General features: G+C 47.8%; 4 protein-coding genes, 6 tRNA genes and 7 rRNA genes. 1 reads left to right on the top strand and 16 read right to left on the bottom strand.

The window, feature by feature from the left end; genetic code table 11:
- Positions 1–255 precede the first annotated feature (255 nt).
- The 13 genes from NP165_RS00825 to NP165_RS00765 all read right to left on the bottom strand — a co-directional run bounded on the left by NP165_RS00825 (position 256) and on the right by NP165_RS00765 (position 13,210).
- A tRNA-Val gene (locus tag NP165_RS00825) sits at positions 256–331 on the bottom strand.
- A gap of 13 nt (positions 332–344) precedes the next feature.
- Positions 345–420, bottom strand: a tRNA-Ala gene (locus NP165_RS00820).
- 14 nt (positions 421–434) lie between these two features.
- Positions 435–510: transfer RNA gene (locus tag NP165_RS00815), tRNA-Lys, on the bottom strand.
- 2 nt (positions 511–512) lie between these two features.
- A tRNA-Glu gene (locus NP165_RS00810) sits at positions 513–588 on the bottom strand.
- Between the two features lie 88 nt (positions 589–676).
- Positions 677–2,228 (bottom strand): 16S ribosomal RNA (locus NP165_RS00805).
- Between the two features lie 370 nt (positions 2,229–2,598).
- Positions 2,599–2,715: ribosomal RNA gene (gene rrf / locus NP165_RS00800) — 5S ribosomal RNA — on the bottom strand.
- A 105-nt stretch (positions 2,716–2,820) separates the two neighbouring features.
- A 23S ribosomal RNA gene (locus NP165_RS00795) occupies positions 2,821–5,711 on the bottom strand.
- Between the two features lie 316 nt (positions 5,712–6,027).
- Positions 6,028–6,103, bottom strand: a tRNA-Ala gene (locus NP165_RS00790).
- A 43-nt stretch (positions 6,104–6,146) separates the two neighbouring features.
- A tRNA-Ile gene (locus NP165_RS00785) sits at positions 6,147–6,223 on the bottom strand.
- Between the two features lie 64 nt (positions 6,224–6,287).
- Positions 6,288–7,839, bottom strand: a 16S ribosomal RNA gene (locus NP165_RS00780).
- 370 nt (positions 7,840–8,209) lie between these two features.
- A 5S ribosomal RNA gene (rrf, locus tag NP165_RS00775) occupies positions 8,210–8,326 on the bottom strand.
- Between the two features lie 105 nt (positions 8,327–8,431).
- Positions 8,432–11,322: ribosomal RNA gene (locus NP165_RS00770) — 23S ribosomal RNA — on the bottom strand.
- Positions 11,323–11,658: 336 nt separating this feature from the next.
- Positions 11,659–13,210: ribosomal RNA gene (locus tag NP165_RS00765) — 16S ribosomal RNA — on the bottom strand.
- The 16S, 23S and 5S rRNA genes sit together here with 6 tRNA genes alongside, the layout of an rRNA operon.
- A 590-nt stretch (positions 13,211–13,800) precedes the next feature.
- Between NP165_RS00765 and NP165_RS00760 the strand changes: the two genes are divergently transcribed.
- Positions 13,801–14,250, top strand: a complete 450-nt coding sequence (locus NP165_RS00760) for an RNA recognition motif domain-containing protein (RefSeq protein ID WP_257084492.1) — start codon at positions 13,801–13,803, stop codon at positions 14,248–14,250.
- Here the strand turns inward: NP165_RS00760 and murI are convergent.
- Genes murI through NP165_RS00745 form a run of 3 tightly spaced genes read right to left on the bottom strand, consistent with a single transcriptional unit; the run spans position 14,216 to position 17,705 of the window.
- The gene (gene murI / locus NP165_RS00755) at positions 14,216–15,004 is read right to left on the bottom strand and encodes a glutamate racemase (protein WP_257084491.1); all 789 of its coding nucleotides are present in this window, start codon (positions 15,002–15,004) and stop codon (positions 14,216–14,218) included. The genes NP165_RS00760 and murI overlap by 35 nt on opposite strands.
- Before the next feature lie 36 nt (positions 15,005–15,040).
- Positions 15,041–15,721: a Dph6-related ATP pyrophosphatase gene (locus NP165_RS00750; protein ID WP_257084490.1), complete on the bottom strand. Its 681-nt coding sequence runs from the start codon at positions 15,719–15,721 to the stop codon at positions 15,041–15,043.
- A gap of 43 nt (positions 15,722–15,764) precedes the next feature.
- The gene (locus NP165_RS00745; protein WP_257084489.1) at positions 15,765–17,705 is read right to left on the bottom strand and encodes a TonB-dependent receptor; all 1,941 of its coding nucleotides are present in this window, start codon (positions 17,703–17,705) and stop codon (positions 15,765–15,767) included.
- Between the last annotated feature and the right edge of the window lie 31 nt (positions 17,706–17,736).

Genomic DNA, 17,736 nt, shown 5'->3' with positions numbered 1-17,736 from the left:
TTGTCTGCAATTATTTAAACATGATGCAGACTCGATTTTGCCGGACTCAATTTCTTTTTATTTTACTTTTTATAAAAGTGAAAACAAAAAGCCAAGAACACTTGAATGTGTTGTTTTGGTGTTTGTCATAAAGACAAACATTGAGAACTTTACAAACAACAATAAATTGTTGTTTTGTCAGCTTTCCAAATTATTAAAGAGCTAGATTTCTTTCGAAACCATTTTTAAAAGCACTATCACTAATGCGCTTAAAGATGGTGGGCGATACCGGGCTCGAACCAGTGACCCCCTGCTTGTAAGGCAGGTGCTCTCCCAACTGAGCTAATCGCCCATCGAATCAAGAATGGTGGAGCTAAGCAGGATCGAACTGCTGACCTCCTGCGTGCAAGGCAGGCGCTCTCCCAGCTGAGCTATAGCCCCATATCTTGAGAAAATGGTGGGTCGTGCAGGATTCGAACCTGCGACCAATTGATTAAAAGTCAACTGCTCTACCAACTGAGCTAACGACCCAATGGTATCCCGTAGGGGAGTCGAACCCCTGTTACCGCCGTGAAAGGGCGGTGTCCTAGGCCTCTAGACGAACGGGACACTAAGTTGAACATCTTGGGGGATGTTCTTTCTCTTAAACTACATAAACCATCAATCTGTGTGAACACTCATCGCAATAATCATCGTATAAGGAGGTGATCCAGCGCCAGGTTCCCCTAGCGCTACCTTGTTACGACTTCACCCCAGTCATGAACCACAAAGTGGTAAGCGTCCTCCCGAAGGTTAAACTACCTACTTCTTTTGCAGCCCACTCCCATGGTGTGACGGGCGGTGTGTACAAGGCCCGGGAACGTATTCACCGTGGCATTCTGATCCACGATTACTAGCGATTCCGACTTCACGGAGTCGAGTTGCAGACTCCGATCCGGACTACGACGCACTTTTTGGGATTCGCTCACTCTCGCAAGTTGGCCGCCCTCTGTATGCGCCATTGTAGCACGTGTGTAGCCCTACTCGTAAGGGCCATGATGACTTGACGTCGTCCCCACCTTCCTCCGGTTTATCACCGGCAGTCTCCCTGGAGTTCCCACCCGAAGTGCTGGCAAACAAGGATAAGGGTTGCGCTCGTTGCGGGACTTAACCCAACATTTCACAACACGAGCTGACGACAGCCATGCAGCACCTGTCTCAGAGTTCCCGAAGGCACCAATCCATCTCTGGAAAGTTCTCTGGATGTCAAGAGTAGGTAAGGTTCTTCGCGTTGCATCGAATTAAACCACATGCTCCACCGCTTGTGCGGGCCCCCGTCAATTCATTTGAGTTTTAATCTTGCGACCGTACTCCCCAGGCGGTCTACTTAACGCGTTAGCTCCGAAAGCCACGGCTCAAGGCCACAACCTCCAAGTAGACATCGTTTACGGCGTGGACTACCAGGGTATCTAATCCTGTTTGCTCCCCACGCTTTCGCATCTGAGTGTCAGTATCTGTCCAGGGGGCCGCCTTCGCCACCGGTATTCCTTCAGATCTCTACGCATTTCACCGCTACACCTGAAATTCTACCCCCCTCTACAGTACTCTAGTCTGCCAGTTTCAAATGCTATTCCGAGGTTGAGCCCCGGGCTTTCACATCTGACTTAACACACCACCTGCATGCGCTTTACGCCCAGTAATTCCGATTAACGCTCGCACCCTCCGTATTACCGCGGCTGCTGGCACGGAGTTAGCCGGTGCTTCTTCTGCAGCTAACGTCAAATGAATGTGCTATTAACACAACCACCTTCCTCACTGCTGAAAGTACTTTACAACCCGAAGGCCTTCTTCATACACGCGGCATGGCTGCATCAGGCTTGCGCCCATTGTGCAATATTCCCCACTGCTGCCTCCCGTAGGAGTCTGGACCGTGTCTCAGTTCCAGTGTGGCTGATCATCCTCTCAGACCAGCTAGGGATCGTCGCCTTGGTGAGCCCTTACCTCACCAACTAGCTAATCCCACCTGGGCATATCCTGACGCGAGAGGCCCGAAGGTCCCCCTCTTTGAGCCGAAGCTATTATGCGGTATTAGCCATCGTTTCCAATGGTTATCCCCCACATCAGGGCAATTTCCCAGGCATTACTCACCCGTCCGCCGCTCGACGCCGATATCGTTCCCCGAAGGTTCAGACATCTCGTTTCCGCTCGACTTGCATGTGTTAGGCCTGCCGCCAGCGTTCAATCTGAGCCATGATCAAACTCTTCAATTTAAAGTTTTGATTCCCTATATAAATAGGGGAGGCTCAATGAATACTGACTTCAAAACTACTAATGTAATTTTAAAGCTATTATCGTTCCAACAGAACGATAATGAATTGACTGTGCTGAATCCGAAGATTCAATGGTCACTTCGTATCATTGAAACCTAAATTGTTTCCGAAGAAACTATTTGGATTATCATCAACGAGTGCCCACACAGATTGATAGGTTTATATTGTTAAAGAGCTTTGCTTTCAGTGCCTTAGCACTTAGGCAGGACGCGTATAATACGCTGTCTGCGTTGAAAGTCAACATAAAACTCTAAGCTTTTTTAAAGTTTTATGGTGACTTGCTTAAAGATTAAGCAAGTACGCAATTAAAGCCTGGCGATGTCCTACTCTCACATGGGGAAACCCCACACTACCATCGGCGCTAATTCGTTTCACTTCTGAGTTCGGCATGGAAATCAGGTGGGTCCAAATCGCTATGGTCGCCAAGCAAATTCTTACTCTCTATTTCTAGAGAAAATCTGGAAAGCTGTTTTGTGTTCTCTACACATTCAATGTTCTTACTTTGAGTCCATCAAAACCCTTTGGGTGTTGTATGGTTAAGCCTCACGGGCAATTAGTACAGGTTAGCTCAACGCCTCACAACGCTTACACACCCTGCCTATCAACGTTCTAGTCTCGAACAACCCTTCAGGACTCTCAAGGAGTCAGGGAAGACTCATCTCAGGGCTCGCTTCCCGCTTAGATGCTTTCAGCGGTTATCGATTCCGAACTTAGCTACCGGGCAATGCGTCTGGCGACACAACCCGAACACCAGAGGTTCGTCCACTCCGGTCCTCTCGTACTAGGAGCAGCCCCCTTCAATCTTCCAACGCCCACGGCAGATAGGGACCGAACTGTCTCACGACGTTCTAAACCCAGCTCGCGTACCACTTTAAATGGCGAACAGCCATACCCTTGGGACCGACTTCAGCCCCAGGATGTGATGAGCCGACATCGAGGTGCCAAACACCGCCGTCGATATGAACTCTTGGGCGGTATCAGCCTGTTATCCCCGGAGTACCTTTTATCCGTTGAGCGATGGCCCTTCCATTCAGAACCACCGGATCACTATGACCTGCTTTCGCACCTGCTCGAATTGTCATTCTCGCAGTCAAGCGGGCTTATGCCATTGCACTAACCTCACGATGTCCAACCGTGATTAGCCCACCTTCGTGCTCCTCCGTTACTCTTTGGGAGGAGACCGCCCCAGTCAAACTACCCACCAGGCACTGTCCTCACCCCGGATGACGGGGCTAAGTTAGAACATCAAACATACAAGGGTGGTATTTCAAGGTCGGCTCCACCGATACTGGCGTACCGGTTTCAAAGCCTCCCACCTATCCTACACATGTAGGCTCAATGTTCAGTGCCAAGCTGTAGTAAAGGTTCACGGGGTCTTTCCGTCTAGCCGCGGGTACACTGCATCTTCACAGCGATTTCAATTTCACTGAGTCTCGGGTGGAGACAGCGTGGCCATCATTACGCCATTCGTGCAGGTCGGAACTTACCCGACAAGGAATTTCGCTACCTTAGGACCGTTATAGTTACGGCCGCCGTTTACCGGGGCTTCGATCAAGAGCTTCGACCGAAGTCTAACCCCATCAATTAACCTTCCGGCACCGGGCAGGCGTCACACCGTATACGTCATCTTACGATTTTGCACAGTGCTGTGTTTTTAATAAACAGTTGCAGCCACCTGGTATCTGCGACTCTCAATAGCTCCATCCGCAAGGGACTTCACCGTCAAGAGCGTACCTTCTCCCGAAGTTACGGTACCATTTTGCCTAGTTCCTTCACCCGAGTTCTCTCAAGCGCCTTGGTATTCTCTACCCGACCACCTGTGTCGGTTTGGGGTACGATTCCTTACAATCTGAAGCTTAGAGGCTTTTCCTGGAAGCATGGCATCAATGACTTCACACCCGTAGGTGCTCGACGTCGTGTCTCAGCCTTAGAAAGAGCCGGATTTACCTAACTCTTAAGCCTACGCACTTGAACCTGGACAACCGTCGCCAGGCCCACCTAGCCTTCTCCGTCCCCCCATCGCAATTGTAAGAAGTACGGGAATATTAACCCGTTTCCCATCGACTACGCTTTTCAGCCTCGCCTTAGGGGTCGACTTACCCTGCCCCGATTAACGTTGGACAGGAACCCTTGGTCTTCCGGCGAGGGGGTTTTTCACCCCCTTTATCGTTACTCATGTCAGCATTCGCACTTCTGATACCTCCAGCAAGCTTTACAACTCACCTTCAACGGCTTACAGAACGCTCCCCTACCCAATGCAGTAAACTGCATTGCCGCAGCTTCGGTTTATAGCTTAGCCCCGTTACATCTTCCGCGCAGGCCGACTCGACTAGTGAGCTATTACGCTTTCTTTAAATGATGGCTGCTTCTAAGCCAACATCCTAGCTGTCTAAGCCTTCCCACATCGTTTCCCACTTAGCTATAATTTGGGACCTTAGCTGGCGGTCTGGGTTGTTTCCCTCTCCACGACGGACGTTAGCACCCGCCGTGTGTCTCCCGGATAGTACTTACTGGTATTCGGAGTTTGCAAAGGGTTGGTAAGTCGGGATGACCCCCTAGCCTTAACAGTGCTCTACCCCCAGTAGTATTCGTCCGAGGCGCTACCTAAATAGCTTTCGGGGAGAACCAGCTATCTCCAGGTTTGATTGGCCTTTCACCCCTAGCCACAAGTCATCCGCTAATTTTTCAACATTAGTCGGTTCGGTCCTCCAGTTGATGTTACTCAACCTTCAACCTGCCCATGGCTAGATCACCTGGTTTCGGGTCTATATCCAGAGACTGAGCGCCCAGTTAAGACTCGGTTTCCCTACGGCTCCCCTAGATGGTTAACCTTGCCACTGAATATAAGTCGCTGACCCATTATACAAAAGGTACGCAGTCACAGGACAAAGCCTGCTCCTACTGCTTGTACGTACACGGTTTCAGGTTCTATTTCACTCCCCTCACAGGGGTTCTTTTCGCCTTTCCCTCACGGTACTGGTTCACTATCGGTCAGTCAGTAGTATTTAGCCTTGGAGGATGGTCCCCCCATATTCAGACAGGATATCACGTGTCCCGCCCTACTCGATTTCACTGAATGTGCGTTGTCAACTACGGGGCTATCACCCTGTATCGCCGGACTTTCCAGACCGTTCGTCTAACGCATATAAAGCTTAAGGGCTAGTCCAATTTCGCTCGCCGCTACTTTCGGAATCTCGGTTGATTTCTTTTCCTCGGGGTACTTAGATGTTTCAGTTCCCCCGGTTCGCCTCTTGCACCTATGTATTCAGTACAAGATACGTGCTTATGCACGTGGGTTTCCCCATTCGGAAATCCCAGACTCAAGTGGCTTTTACTGCCTAATCTGGGCTTATCGCAAGTTAATACGTCCTTCATCGCCTCTGACTGCCAAGGCATCCACCGTGTACGCTTAGTCACTTAACCATACAACCCCAAAGAGTTTCGCGGAGCGAATCTTGAGGATGTTGTTTAAACAACCAAAGTTGCTATCTCATTATTTGAATGAGCGAGATAGCTTTCGATTTTGCCGGACTCAATTTCTTTTTATTTTACTTTTTATAAAAGTGAAAACAAAAAGCCAAGAACACTTGAATGTGTTGTATTGGTGTTTGTCATAAAGACAAACATTGAGAACTTTACAAACAACAATAAATTGTTGTTTTGTCAGCTTTCCAAATTGTTAAAGAGCTAGATTCATTAAAGAACCATTTTTAAACACACTCGCAAGAATGCTTAAAGATGGTGGAGCTAAGCAGGATCGAACTGCTGACCTCCTGCGTGCAAGGCAGGCGCTCTCCCAGCTGAGCTATAGCCCCATCAAGGTGTCGATACTGTATGCCAATCTCCTGGGAGGAAGATTGGTGGGTCTGAGTGGACTTGAACCACCGACCTCTCGCTTATCAGGCGAACGCTCTAACCACCTGAGCTACAGACCCAGTATCGTCTCTTAAACTATAAACATATCAATCTGTGTGAACACTCATCGCAATAATCATCGTATAAGGAGGTGATCCAGCGCCAGGTTCCCCTAGCGCTACCTTGTTACGACTTCACCCCAGTCATGAACCACAAAGTGGTAAGCGTCCTCCCGAAGGTTAAACTACCTACTTCTTTTGCAGCCCACTCCCATGGTGTGACGGGCGGTGTGTACAAGGCCCGGGAACGTATTCACCGTGGCATTCTGATCCACGATTACTAGCGATTCCGACTTCACGGAGTCGAGTTGCAGACTCCGATCCGGACTACGACGCACTTTTTGGGATTCGCTCACTCTCGCAAGTTGGCCGCCCTCTGTATGCGCCATTGTAGCACGTGTGTAGCCCTACTCGTAAGGGCCATGATGACTTGACGTCGTCCCCACCTTCCTCCGGTTTATCACCGGCAGTCTCCCTGGAGTTCCCACCCGAAGTGCTGGCAAACAAGGATAAGGGTTGCGCTCGTTGCGGGACTTAACCCAACATTTCACAACACGAGCTGACGACAGCCATGCAGCACCTGTCTCAGAGTTCCCGAAGGCACCAATCCATCTCTGGAAAGTTCTCTGGATGTCAAGAGTAGGTAAGGTTCTTCGCGTTGCATCGAATTAAACCACATGCTCCACCGCTTGTGCGGGCCCCCGTCAATTCATTTGAGTTTTAATCTTGCGACCGTACTCCCCAGGCGGTCTACTTAACGCGTTAGCTCCGAAAGCCACGGCTCAAGGCCACAACCTCCAAGTAGACATCGTTTACGGCGTGGACTACCAGGGTATCTAATCCTGTTTGCTCCCCACGCTTTCGCATCTGAGTGTCAGTATCTGTCCAGGGGGCCGCCTTCGCCACCGGTATTCCTTCAGATCTCTACGCATTTCACCGCTACACCTGAAATTCTACCCCCCTCTACAGTACTCTAGTCTGCCAGTTTCAAATGCTATTCCGAGGTTGAGCCCCGGGCTTTCACATCTGACTTAACACACCACCTGCATGCGCTTTACGCCCAGTAATTCCGATTAACGCTCGCACCCTCCGTATTACCGCGGCTGCTGGCACGGAGTTAGCCGGTGCTTCTTCTGCAGCTAACGTCAAATGAATGTGCTATTAACACAACCACCTTCCTCACTGCTGAAAGTACTTTACAACCCGAAGGCCTTCTTCATACACGCGGCATGGCTGCATCAGGCTTGCGCCCATTGTGCAATATTCCCCACTGCTGCCTCCCGTAGGAGTCTGGACCGTGTCTCAGTTCCAGTGTGGCTGATCATCCTCTCAGACCAGCTAGGGATCGTCGCCTTGGTGAGCCCTTACCTCACCAACTAGCTAATCCCACCTGGGCATATCCTGACGCGAGAGGCCCGAAGGTCCCCCTCTTTGAGCCGAAGCTATTATGCGGTATTAGCCATCGTTTCCAATGGTTATCCCCCACATCAGGGCAATTTCCCAGGCATTACTCACCCGTCCGCCGCTCGACGCCGATATCGTTCCCCGAAGGTTCAGACATCTCGTTTCCGCTCGACTTGCATGTGTTAGGCCTGCCGCCAGCGTTCAATCTGAGCCATGATCAAACTCTTCAATTTAAAGTTTTGATTCCCTATATAAATAGGGGAGGCTCAATGAATACTGACTTCAAAACTACTAATGTAATTTTAAAGCTATTATCGTTCCAACAGAACGATAATGAATTGACTGTGCTGAATCCGAAGATTCAATGGTCACTTCGTATCATTGAAACCTAAATTGTTTCCGAAGAAACTATTTGGATTATCATCAACGAGTGCCCACACAGATTGATAGGTTTATATTGTTAAAGAGCTTTGCTTTCAGTGCCTTAGCACTTAGGCAGGACGCGTATAATACGCTGTCTGCGTTGAAAGTCAACATAAAACTCTAAGCTTTTTTAAAGTTTTATGGTGACTTGCTTAAAGATTAAGCAAGTACGCAATTAAAGCCTGGCGATGTCCTACTCTCACATGGGGAAACCCCACACTACCATCGGCGCTAATTCGTTTCACTTCTGAGTTCGGCATGGAAATCAGGTGGGTCCAAATCGCTATGGTCGCCAAGCAAATTCTTACTCTCTATTTCTAGAGAAAATCTGGAAAGCTGTTTTGTGTTCTCTACACATTCAATGTTCTTACTTTGAGTCCATCAAAACCCTTTGGGTGTTGTATGGTTAAGCCTCACGGGCAATTAGTACAGGTTAGCTCAACGCCTCACAACGCTTACACACCCTGCCTATCAACGTTCTAGTCTCGAACAACCCTTCAGGACTCTCAAGGAGTCAGGGAAGACTCATCTCAGGGCTCGCTTCCCGCTTAGATGCTTTCAGCGGTTATCGATTCCGAACTTAGCTACCGGGCAATGCGTCTGGCGACACAACCCGAACACCAGAGGTTCGTCCACTCCGGTCCTCTCGTACTAGGAGCAGCCCCCTTCAATCTTCCAACGCCCACGGCAGATAGGGACCGAACTGTCTCACGACGTTCTAAACCCAGCTCGCGTACCACTTTAAATGGCGAACAGCCATACCCTTGGGACCGACTTCAGCCCCAGGATGTGATGAGCCGACATCGAGGTGCCAAACACCGCCGTCGATATGAACTCTTGGGCGGTATCAGCCTGTTATCCCCGGAGTACCTTTTATCCGTTGAGCGATGGCCCTTCCATTCAGAACCACCGGATCACTATGACCTGCTTTCGCACCTGCTCGAATTGTCATTCTCGCAGTCAAGCGGGCTTATGCCATTGCACTAACCTCACGATGTCCAACCGTGATTAGCCCACCTTCGTGCTCCTCCGTTACTCTTTGGGAGGAGACCGCCCCAGTCAAACTACCCACCAGGCACTGTCCTCACCCCGGATGACGGGGCTAAGTTAGAACATCAAACATACAAGGGTGGTATTTCAAGGTCGGCTCCACCGATACTGGCGTACCGGTTTCAAAGCCTCCCACCTATCCTACACATGTAGGCTCAATGTTCAGTGCCAAGCTGTAGTAAAGGTTCACGGGGTCTTTCCGTCTAGCCGCGGGTACACTGCATCTTCACAGCGATTTCAATTTCACTGAGTCTCGGGTGGAGACAGCGTGGCCATCATTACGCCATTCGTGCAGGTCGGAACTTACCCGACAAGGAATTTCGCTACCTTAGGACCGTTATAGTTACGGCCGCCGTTTACCGGGGCTTCGATCAAGAGCTTCGACCGAAGTCTAACCCCATCAATTAACCTTCCGGCACCGGGCAGGCGTCACACCGTATACGTCATCTTACGATTTTGCACAGTGCTGTGTTTTTAATAAACAGTTGCAGCCACCTGGTATCTGCGACTCTCAATAGCTCCATCCGCAAGGGACTTCACCGTCAAGAGCGTACCTTCTCCCGAAGTTACGGTACCATTTTGCCTAGTTCCTTCACCCGAGTTCTCTCAAGCGCCTTGGTATTCTCTACCCGACCACCTGTGTCGGTTTGGGGTACGATTCCTTACAATCTGAAGCTTAGAGGCTTTTCCTGGAAGCATGGCATCAATGACTTCACACCCGTAGGTGCTCGACGTCGTGTCTCAGCCTTAGAAAGAGCCGGATTTACCTAACTCTTAAGCCTACGCACTTGAACCTGGACAACCGTCGCCAGGCCCACCTAGCCTTCTCCGTCCCCCCATCGCAATTGTAAGAAGTACGGGAATATTAACCCGTTTCCCATCGACTACGCTTTTCAGCCTCGCCTTAGGGGTCGACTTACCCTGCCCCGATTAACGTTGGACAGGAACCCTTGGTCTTCCGGCGAGGGGGTTTTTCACCCCCTTTATCGTTACTCATGTCAGCATTCGCACTTCTGATACCTCCAGCAAGCTTTACAACTCACCTTCAACGGCTTACAGAACGCTCCCCTACCCAATGCAGTAAACTGCATTGCCGCAGCTTCGGTTTATAGCTTAGCCCCGTTACATCTTCCGCGCAGGCCGACTCGACTAGTGAGCTATTACGCTTTCTTTAAATGATGGCTGCTTCTAAGCCAACATCCTAGCTGTCTAAGCCTTCCCACATCGTTTCCCACTTAGCTATAATTTGGGACCTTAGCTGGCGGTCTGGGTTGTTTCCCTCTCCACGACGGACGTTAGCACCCGCCGTGTGTCTCCCGGATAGTACTTACTGGTATTCGGAGTTTGCAAAGGGTTGGTAAGTCGGGATGACCCCCTAGCCTTAACAGTGCTCTACCCCCAGTAGTATTCGTCCGAGGCGCTACCTAAATAGCTTTCGGGGAGAACCAGCTATCTCCAGGTTTGATTGGCCTTTCACCCCTAGCCACAAGTCATCCGCTAATTTTTCAACATTAGTCGGTTCGGTCCTCCAGTTGATGTTACTCAACCTTCAACCTGCCCATGGCTAGATCACCTGGTTTCGGGTCTATATCCAGAGACTGAGCGCCCAGTTAAGACTCGGTTTCCCTACGGCTCCCCTAGATGGTTAACCTTGCCACTGAATATAAGTCGCTGACCCATTATACAAAAGGTACGCAGTCACAGGACAAAGCCTGCTCCTACTGCTTGTACGTACACGGTTTCAGGTTCTATTTCACTCCCCTCACAGGGGTTCTTTTCGCCTTTCCCTCACGGTACTGGTTCACTATCGGTCAGTCAGTAGTATTTAGCCTTGGAGGATGGTCCCCCCATATTCAGACAGGATATCACGTGTCCCGCCCTACTCGATTTCACTGAATGTGCGTTGTCAACTACGGGGCTATCACCCTGTATCGCCGGACTTTCCAGACCGTTCGTCTAACGCATATAAAGCTTAAGGGCTAGTCCAATTTCGCTCGCCGCTACTTTCGGAATCTCGGTTGATTTCTTTTCCTCGGGGTACTTAGATGTTTCAGTTCCCCCGGTTCGCCTCTTGCACCTATGTATTCAGTACAAGATACGTGCTTATGCACGTGGGTTTCCCCATTCGGAAATCCCAGACTCAAGTGGCTTTTACTGCCTAATCTGGGCTTATCGCAAGTTAATACGTCCTTCATCGCCTCTGACTGCCAAGGCATCCACCGTGTACGCTTAGTCACTTAACCATACAACCCCAAAGAGTTTCGCGGAGCGAATCTTGAGGATGTTGTTTAAACAACCAAAGTTGCTATCTCATTATTTGAATGAGCGAGATAGCTTTCGATTTTGCCGGACTCAATTTCTTTTTATTTTACTTTTTATAAAAGTGAAAACAAAAAGCCAAGAACACTTGAATGTGTTGTATTGGTGTTTGTCTTTAAAGACAAACATTGAGAACTTTACAAACAACAATAAATTGTTGTTTTGTCAGCTTTCCAAATTGTTAAAGAGCAATAATAGCTCGAAGCTTTCGCTTCAAAAACTATCAATCTGTGTGAACACTCATCGCAATAATCATCGTATAAGGAGGTGATCCAGCGCCAGGTTCCCCTAGCGCTACCTTGTTACGACTTCACCCCAGTCATGAACCACAAAGTGGTAAGCGTCCTCCCGAAGGTTAAACTACCTACTTCTTTTGCAGCCCACTCCCATGGTGTGACGGGCGGTGTGTACAAGGCCCGGGAACGTATTCACCGTGGCATTCTGATCCACGATTACTAGCGATTCCGACTTCACGGAGTCGAGTTGCAGACTCCGATCCGGACTACGACGCACTTTTTGGGATTCGCTCACTCTCGCAAGTTGGCCGCCCTCTGTATGCGCCATTGTAGCACGTGTGTAGCCCTACTCGTAAGGGCCATGATGACTTGACGTCGTCCCCACCTTCCTCCGGTTTATCACCGGCAGTCTCCCTGGAGTTCCCACCCGAAGTGCTGGCAAACAAGGATAAGGGTTGCGCTCGTTGCGGGACTTAACCCAACATTTCACAACACGAGCTGACGACAGCCATGCAGCACCTGTCTCAGAGTTCCCGAAGGCACCAATCCATCTCTGGAAAGTTCTCTGGATGTCAAGAGTAGGTAAGGTTCTTCGCGTTGCATCGAATTAAACCACATGCTCCACCGCTTGTGCGGGCCCCCGTCAATTCATTTGAGTTTTAATCTTGCGACCGTACTCCCCAGGCGGTCTACTTAACGCGTTAGCTCCGAAAGCCACGGCTCAAGGCCACAACCTCCAAGTAGACATCGTTTACGGCGTGGACTACCAGGGTATCTAATCCTGTTTGCTCCCCACGCTTTCGCATCTGAGTGTCAGTATCTGTCCAGGGGGCCGCCTTCGCCACCGGTATTCCTTCAGATCTCTACGCATTTCACCGCTACACCTGAAATTCTACCCCCCTCTACAGTACTCTAGTCTGCCAGTTTCAAATGCTATTCCGAGGTTGAGCCCCGGGCTTTCACATCTGACTTAACACACCACCTGCATGCGCTTTACGCCCAGTAATTCCGATTAACGCTCGCACCCTCCGTATTACCGCGGCTGCTGGCACGGAGTTAGCCGGTGCTTCTTCTGCAGCTAACGTCAAATGAATGTGCTATTAACACAACCACCTTCCTCACTGCTGAAAGTACTTTACAACCCGAAGGCCTTCTTCATACACGCGGCATGGCTGCATCAGGCTTGCGCCCATTGTGCAATATTCCCCACTGCTGCCTCCCGTAGGAGTCTGGACCGTGTCTCAGTTCCAGTGTGGCTGATCATCCTCTCAGACCAGCTAGGGATCGTCGCCTTGGTGAGCCCTTACCTCACCAACTAGCTAATCCCACCTGGGCATATCCTGACGCGAGAGGCCCGAAGGTCCCCCTCTTTGAGCCGAAGCTATTATGCGGTATTAGCCATCGTTTCCAATGGTTATCCCCCACATCAGGGCAATTTCCCAGGCATTACTCACCCGTCCGCCGCTCGACGCCGATATCGTTCCCCGAAGGTTCAGATATCTCGTTTCCGCTCGACTTGCATGTGTTAGGCCTGCCGCCAGCGTTCAATCTGAGCCATGATCAAACTCTTCAATTTAAGATTTTGTCGGCTCAATGAATACTGACTTCAAAACTACTAATGTAATTTTAAAGCTATTATCGTTCCAACAGAACGATAATGAATTGACTGTGCTGAATCCTAAGATTCAATGGTCACTTCGTATCATTGAAACCTAATTTGATACCGAGGTATCTAATTGGATTATCATCAACGAGTGCCCACACAGATTGATAGGTTTATATTTTTAAAGAGCTTTTTCTAACTTCCGATTCGCTTAGCGCCTCGTCGTTAGGGGAGCGTATCTTACGCTTTCCATTTTGATAGTCAAGAGTTTTTTAAACTTTCTTTTCTATCTCACCCGACTCGCTTTGTGACTTTCGTCTCACTCCGTGTCGGTGAGGCGGCATTATAGGGAGGTCTCAGAGTATGACAAGTGTTTTTTTAAAATTATTTTCCGTTTGGTCAAAAAGAAATCAAAACGCTGAAAATAGAATAAAATTTCAACATTTGAGTCATGTCACATCAATACGTTGGAAAAACAACAACCATATACGTAATATCTCTGTGTCTATTTTGTTAACAGATAGGCATTACTTTTTTTGCAAACTATAAAGTTGTATTCCAATATGAATTCGAATAAATCAATCTTAGCGATTGTCGCCTTGGCTGTTTTAGGCGGAATTATCTTTTCGCTGGTTCAGATCAGTTCTGCTATTAGTTTTGTTATCGGTGTTCTTTCTTGCTCTTTTATTATTAAACTTTTGGACACCAATCCAGTTGAGGAACAACACACTGATCCTTCTACTAACACGCTTTATGTCGGCAACCTACCGTATAAAGCCAATGAGTCTGATGTTAAGGAACTATTTTCTAAGTATGGGGAAGTTTTCGCTGTACGTTTAATGAAAGATAAACGAACAGGAAAAAGGCGGGGCTTCGGTTTTGTGGTCATGGCCGCTGAGGATACGCAGAGTGCCATAGACGCTTTAAATGAAAACGAATATATGCAAAGAACCCTAAAAGTGCGTATTGCTAATGATCCTAAATCGCCAGATGAAAGTGAAGGACAGGATTAAAACCTAATTCAGCTAATGCGCAATTCAACGCTCTCTCTTCCCAAGGGGGAGCTGTTGAATAAATTTCACGAACTCCTACACCCTGAGCGCTTTCTAACTCAAGCAGCGTTTGTACTCTTCGAGCAATAGCTTCTCCGGAATCAACCAACACAACATGCTCACCCAACACCTGCTGGATCTCACTCTTTATTATCGGGAAGTGCGTACAGCCCAATACTGCTACATCAATATGATGGGCAATAGGCTCAAGCACTTGCTCCAGTTCTTTTAAATCCACAACTTTACCACGCAGTTTTTCTTCAGCCATATCAACTAAGCGCGTAGAACCCAGCATTTTAACGGGTTTGCTCTGTGAAAAATCACGTACAAGATCGTGGGTATACTCTCGAGTTACAGTTGCAGGTGTTGCGATCAGGCCTACCGCTTTATTTGCAAGGTTGGACGCTGGCTTAATGGCAGGGACAACACCTACTACAGGAATATTCAGATGGGCTCTTAGTGTTGGGAGAACAATCGTACTTGCTGTATTACAAGCGATGACAACGAGGTCAATATTGTGTTCAGACACTAATTGAGTGATTAACCTCTCGACTCTTTGAATGAGAGTGTCATGTTCAAGCTCTCCATAGGGGTATGCCTCATTATCAAAGATGTAGGTGTAGTTCAGTTGAGGTAGACGAACCTCTATTTCTTTATAAACTGAAAGACCACCTACGCCGGAATCAAAGATAAGGACGTTAGCTTGATGTGACACTTGAATAATCCACTTAATTAGATGAGGCAATCATACTCAGAACGATTCTTTTGGCAATCTCTTCGCAATATAACGTTGATATGAAAAACGCTCTCCCGTTTCTATATGAGTGAGAGTAAGAGCAATTTTCCCATTAAAACTAGCGGTTTCCGTAACCAAAGTGTGAAACTCACCATTTTCACCACACGGATCAGCAGATTCCGGAAGGCTCTCGAGAAACGCGCGATCATACCACTGCCCGCAGTACCTTTTAGTAAGAGACTGACCATCGACGGTGACCACCAGCGTTTGGATACCTCGTTGTATGATTTCCATCGCCAAGTCGGTACTACTCTGCCCCATCAAGGGAAAAACACACTCCCAGCCCGCCGGTTCTATATAACTTTTTCTATACTCGGCAATACCATTACGGAACATATCACCGAAGGCAACAGCATCAATCCTTAAATCACTTTTCTGCAAAGCGTTCACAATGGACGATTGATAAATCTCGTTACTCGGGAATACCTCTGGCAACTCGATTTTTATCAGTGGAAGTCCGAGCAATTCCGACTGGAGATCTAGTACCTCAATGGGCGTCGCTTGGAATGGCACTTCATCTCGAACAAAAGTCGTATAAAGACCTACAACATGGTATTCATCGCTCTCGACCAATCTTTCAAGCGTGAGTGTTGAGTCTTTGCCACTCGACCAGCTAATAATGACGTTCTTTTTCATAGTATCCAGATAAATAAAAACCGCCCGAAGGCGGTTTGGAGGATTAGAATTGGTAAGTACCTGTCAGTACAACTTTGCGACCATCACCTGGGAAGTACGCCCCCCAGTTGTTCGCATTTGCTGCATATTTCTCATCAAATGCATTGTCCACTCTCAGACTCGCTGACCATACATCTTGTGTAAAGTTAAGAGCAATATTTCCTAACCAATACGCTGGTAACTTATCAAGACTATTCGAGGTATCGCCATCCTTGTATCGAGTCCCGGTATAAACACCCTCCACAAACAATTGCCAGTCGTAACTAATATCGTAACTAGCAAATGCTCTACCAGTATTACGAGCTACCCATGGAAGTTTTTTACCTTTGTTTGCACCATTAGAAAACTCTGCATCAACAAGATTGTATTCTATGCCAAGTAAAAGCTCTTCAGTTGCATAGATATCCCCGCTAACACTGATACCATTTCGCTCAGACTCATCAGCATTCACGTTTGCACCTGCAAAAAAACCACCAACAGGCTTAGGAGCACTGCTATCGAAAACAATCTCATCTTCTAGCTGTAGATTAAAGACATCAACCTTTAAGCTATAAACATTCTCCAAAATACCCCAACCAGCTTCAATTGATTTACCCGTTTGAGGTTTTAAACCTAATACACCCGGTGAGGTGTAAGCTTGCTCATCAATTTTAGCAAACCTAAAGTTAGTCTCTCCCCTCAGGTATACTCGCTGAGACTCGTTAATTTTGTAGTTTAGACCGAGCTCATACGCGTCTTGAGACTCAGATAATTTTTCTGCTCTAGGATAAGTATTAACATCATACAACTCGTCCTCTACAGAACTATATCTCACACCTGTTGCTAGCGTCAGGTTTGTGGTTAGCGGGTAGTTTAACTGCCCATACAAGCTATAGCTGTTCTGTTCGTTATCTCTATTTATAAAAGATGATTGATATGAGTGATCACGAACAGCCCCTTCTACACCTATTAGAGCACTTCCTTGACCAGCTTGGGTTTCAAATTGATTTTCAATATTTACTGCACCAAATAGCTGCTTACTTTTACTAGTGGTTGAGCTACCCCATGAAGAACCTGACCCAGATGTAGTATCGTAAATAACATCTGTTCCAATAATCCACTCTTCGCTTAAGTAACGTTCATATCCAACTCTAAGCGCTTTCGTAATGTCATGAGAGTAATCGGTTGGATTAGGCGAACTAGCTTGAGTTGGGTCTTGTTTATATTGTTCTTCTGTTAATGAGCCAGCATATTCACGGTTATTGTCATAATAGCTAGCCTCAGCAAAGAACTCTGTATTCTCTTGTTCGTAGTTCAGTCGGCCAAGTAAGACGCCTGTCTCACGCTTATTATGATCGCGATAATTGTCACTGTTATCTTGGCTAGCGCTAAAAAACGCGCCCCATTGTTCATTGATTCTCTTAGATACGTCAACACTACCAGCCACGGAGTCAAAGCTACCCAAACTTAGAGACGCGTTACCGCCATCTTGGTGGCCACTCTTAGTGATGATATTAATAACACCGCCTACAGCTTGATCACCGTAAAGAACACCTGCACTGCCAGACAGCACTTCTACTCGTTCAATTTGAGAGATCAAAAGAGAACTTAATTGAGGAGATGACAGGTCTTGCTTATTTAAACGGCGACCATCAACTAAAATAAGAGTATTGTGAGCACCTTGCGCACCCGTGAAGCCCCTAAGAGAGAAAACTGGGCCACTATTTGTATCAGAAACTTGGATGCCTGCACGAGCACGCAATAAGCTAGCTAAATTCTTCGCTCCACTTACAGCAATATCCTCAGAAGTAATAACTGTCACGTTAGCTGGAATGTCTTCTATAGAGTTATTAAAGGTACTTTTAGCTAAGACCACCATAGTTTCTTGGACAGAGACGTCTTGAGCAAAGGAATAGGTAGAAGGAAGCAGCGATGCCACAGCAATCGCTAAAATAGATCGGTTCATTGTATTGTCCTAAATCGCGTAAATCCTACCG

It is taken from the genome of Vibrio japonicus (genome assembly GCF_024582835.1).
Lineage (GTDB): Bacteria > Pseudomonadota > Gammaproteobacteria > Enterobacterales > Vibrionaceae > Vibrio > Vibrio japonicus.
This window is presented reverse-complemented; position numbering and strand designations above follow the sequence as displayed.

Coding starts and splice junctions, on each gene's coding strand:
- NP165_RS00760 (WP_257084492.1), top strand. CDS start 13,801: ATGAATTCGAATAAATCAATCTTAGCGATTGTCGCCTTGGCTGTTTTA.
- NP165_RS00745 (WP_257084489.1), bottom strand. CDS start 17,705: ATGAACCGATCTATTTTAGCGATTGCTGTGGCATCGCTGCTTCCTTCT.
- NP165_RS00750 (WP_257084490.1), bottom strand. CDS start 15,721: ATGAAAAAGAACGTCATTATTAGCTGGTCGAGTGGCAAAGACTCAACA.